This is a genomic window from Bacillus haikouensis, assembly GCF_013179555.1.
Classification (GTDB): Bacteria; Bacillota; Bacilli; order Bacillales; family Bacillaceae_B; genus Rossellomorea; species Rossellomorea haikouensis_A.
Genome location: NZ_JABMCR010000589.1, coordinates 1 through 829, shown reverse-complemented (window position 1 = coordinate 829; position 829 = coordinate 1). Strand labels below are relative to the sequence as shown.

Here is an 829-nt window from a genome sequence, read left to right as displayed (position 1 = left end):
CCTTTCCACTTCATCAGCTACGCCTTCTAAATGATCGATAAGTGCAGCATGTCCAGCAGGGAGTACGGTATAGTGGATGTCGATATCACTGTTTTTCATATCATTGATGATTTCAAGCGTCATTTGCTCTGATGTAAGAAGGTCGTCTTTTCCCCACAGGACGAGAACTGGTGACGTGATGTGTCCGATTTCGCCCGTGCCTGCGGCAGCCTCATTTGACTCGGTGCTGATGTTGAATTGGTTCGCTGCGTGTGCAACGTCCAACTGGTTTCGTTGATTAAGGGCATTTTCCAGGTATTTGTCATAGCGATCTTCTTCTGGCTGGTTTTTCGAGTACAGCAATTGATCCATGGCTGATTTGAGAAAGGCTTTATTGTTGTGCAGAACGGCGTCGCGTATCATATTGATGCCGGGATCAAGTGCAATTTGATCTTTCGTGCGGAGCCTTTCCCCGTCTGCACCGAAAACAGGATACCCCCTCGTGGACATGGATGCCAGCAAGATTAGCTTCTCTACTTGATCGGGATAATCGGCTGCAAACTTCATCGCCACTCCTCCGCCGTTTGACCAGCCCATCAAGTGAAATGACTTCAATCCCAGTGCATCAGTAAAAAGCTTCAGATCCTGTGAAAGGTCAGCGATCGAATCGATGGGGGTATGGTAAGAGGATTTTCCATAGCCGCGCAAGTCAACGGCATACACAGTGTATGCCGGATCCAGCTTTTCCAACAGCAGGTCCCATTGATCAGAGGATGCCATGTTCCCATGAATCAATACAAGAATGGACTCGCCGCCAGGGCGCACTTGGAAGGCAAGCGTTTCACCATTA

General features: G+C 48.7%; 1 protein-coding gene. It reads right to left on the bottom strand.

The annotated features are described in order from the left end of the window. Positions 1–829, bottom strand: an 829-nt coding sequence (phaZ, locus tag HP456_RS24480; protein ID WP_172255872.1) for an intracellular short-chain-length polyhydroxyalkanoate depolymerase, incomplete at both ends; no start/stop codon positions are given.